This is a genomic window from Microbacterium sp. (genome assembly GCF_031178525.1).
GTDB lineage: Bacteria > Actinomycetota > Actinomycetes > Actinomycetales > Microbacteriaceae > Microbacterium.
Window position 1 is genome coordinate 1 of the sequence record NZ_JAPSJA010000318.1, and the last position, 2,591, is coordinate 2,591.

The window sequence follows — 2,591 nt, forward strand, 5'->3', positions numbered from 1 at the left end:
GTCACCGTGATGCGCTGCACCGCGAACAGGGGGCTGTAGGCCGCGCCGACGCTGCCCACCACCAGCAGCAGCAGCGCCCCGAGCGACACGAGCCAGATGGTGCGGCGTCGACGTGACCGCGCCGTGAAGCGGCGGATCTCGGAGCGCAGCGCCCGCCGGCGTGCGCGCGTGGCGCGCCACACGTCCGCCCATCCGGTCGCCCGCTCCCCGCTCGGCTCTTCCGGATCCGTCGGTGCGTCGTCGAGGTGCTCGGAGGAGTCGAGCGGCTCGTCGTCCGTCCCGGCATGCCTGCGGAACGGCAGCAGCGCGGCACGCCGACGCGGCTCGTCGTCGATCGGGGGCAGGCCCTCCGGATCCGCGAGGGGGCGACGCTCGATGCGCTCGTCGGGGGGAGGCAGCGGACCCGGTCGCCTCACGTCGACTCGCTGCGCTCGCTCTGTGCGTCGCGGGCGCCGGGCTTCTCGCTCGCGCCCCGCGGCGTCCCGCCCCGGAGGGATTCGAGCACCTGCGGGATGATCTGGTACACGTTGCCGCAGCCCAGCGTGATCACGTAGTCGCCGTCGCGGGCGACGGAGGCCGTGTACTCGGCGGCCTCCTGCCAGTCGGCGACGAAGTGCACGCGCTCGGCGTCATGGAAGGCGCCGCTGACGAGCTCGCCCGTGACACCGGGGATGGGATCCTCCCGCGCGCCGTACACGTCGAGCACGACCGTGTGGTCCGCGAGTTCCTCGAGCACGTGCGCGAACTCGCCCGCCATCAGCTGCGTGCGCGAGTACGTGTGGGGCTGGTGCAGCGCGATGATGCGGCCGCCGCCGACGACCGTGCGGGCGGCGGACAGCGCCGCGGCGACCTCGGTCGGGTGATGCGCGTAGTCGTCGTACACGCGCACGCCGCGCTCGGTGCCGTGAAGCTCGAAGCGGCGCACGGTCCCCTCGAAGCCGGCCGTCACGGCATCCACCGCGGGCTCCAGCTCGTGGCCGAGCGACACCAGCACGGCGACGGCGCCCGCGGCGTTGATCGCGTTGTGCTCGCCCGGCACCGCGAGGCGACCGGACGCGCTGCGTCCCTTGAACGTGAGCGTGAATGCGACGGGACCCTCAGTCACGATGTCCGTGATCCGGACGTCGGCGTCCTCCGCCTTGCCGAACGTCACGACGTTGGCGTGACCGAGTCCGGCGGTGACGCGGCGCGCCCCCTCGTCGTCGGAGGAGATCACGACCGCCTCGCGCGCGGCGTCGGCGAACCGCACGAACGCGGCGTCGAAGGCCTCGTGCGAGCCGTAGTGGTCGAGGTGATCGGCGTCGACGTTCGTGATCAGGACGATCGACGTGTCGTAGAGCAGGAACGACCCGTCCGACTCGTCGGCCTCGATCACGAACAGCTCATCGGCCCCGGTGCCGCTCGAGACGCCGAGGCCCGCGATCACGCCGCCGTTGACGAAGCTGGGGTCGGCACCGAGTCCGCGCAGGCCGGTGACGATCATGCCGGTCGACGTGGTCTTTCCATGAGCTCCGGCGACGGCGACGAGGCGCCGACCGCCGATCAGCCAGTGCAGTGCCTGCGAGCGATGGATGATCGGCAGGCCCCGCTCCTTCGCGAGAAGGTACTCGGGGTTCTCGGGCCAGATCGCGCCGGAGAAGATCACGGTGTCGGCGTCGCCGAGATTCGCCGCGTCGTGTCCGACGTGCACGCGCGCGCCCAGTGCCGCCAGCTCCCGCAGGTTCTGACTGTCGGACCGATCGGACCCGGAGACATTCACGCCGCGCGCGAGGAACATGCGGGCGAGTCCCGACATGCCGGATCCGCCGATGCCGATGAAGTGCGCCGCGCCGATGTCGGCGGGGATCGGGGTGCTGAGGTCGGGTCTGATCATGGCCCTACGAGTCTAAGTCGGGCCTGCGGCACGCGGCCGTCGGCGCGCGGGCGGACGGCGCGTCAGAGCACCCGTCCGAGCGCCCGGTCGAGCTGGGCGATGACGTTCGCGGTGCCGTGACGCGTACCGGCGGTCTCCGCGGCCGCCGCCATGCGCCCCAGTCGCTGGTCGTCGCGCAGCAGCGGCACGATCTCGGACCGCACCCGGTCGGGGGTGAAGGCCGCGTCGTCGATCAGGAGCGCGGCGCCGGCCGACACGGACGACGACGCGTTGAGCCGCTGCTCGCCGTTGCCGACGGCGTACGGCACGTAGACGGCGGGGATGCCGAGCGCCGCGACCTCGCTCACCGTGGAGGAGCCGGCGCGCGAGACGATCAGGTCGGCGAGCGCGAACGCGAGGTCCATCCGGTCGAGGTAGCGGACCATGGCGTACCCGTCGACGCCCGGGTCCTCGAGGTCCGACCGCTCGCCCGTGGCGTGCAGCAGCTGCCAGCCCGCGTCGAGGATGTCGCGCCACGATCCCGCGAGCGCCTCGTTGATCCGCCGGGCTCCCAGCGAGCCGCCGAAGGCGAGCAACGTCTTCTTCTCGGGGTCGAGGCCGAAGAAGTCCGCGGCCTCGGCGCGGCGCCTCACTCGGTCGAGCTCCACGATCTCGCGGCGCAGCGGCATGCCGACGACCTCGGAGCGGCGCAGCGGCGTGCCGGGGAACGTGATCCCCA

General features: G+C 72.6%; 2 protein-coding genes and 1 pseudogene. All 3 read right to left on the reverse strand.

The features are described 5' to 3' along the window. A pseudogene (locus RIF89_RS13765) lies at positions 1-416 on the reverse strand (cell division protein); the annotation flags it as partial. Further along, positions 413-1,873: a UDP-N-acetylmuramate--L-alanine ligase gene (gene murC, locus RIF89_RS13770; RefSeq protein WP_309069652.1), complete on the reverse strand. Its 1,461-nt coding sequence runs from the start codon at positions 1,871-1,873 to the stop codon at positions 413-415. The pseudogene RIF89_RS13765 and the gene murC, both read right to left, overlap by 4 nt. Before the next feature lie 62 nt (positions 1,874-1,935). Continuing rightward, the coding region (locus tag RIF89_RS13775) for a glycosyltransferase (protein ID WP_309069653.1) at positions 1,936-2,591 on the reverse strand (656 nt) is incomplete at its 5' end.

Bases quoted from the DNA above. Each gene is read 5' to 3' on its own strand.
- murC (WP_309069652.1), bottom strand. From the start codon at position 1,873: ATGATCAGACCCGACCTCAGCACCCCGATCCCCGCCGACATCGGCGCG.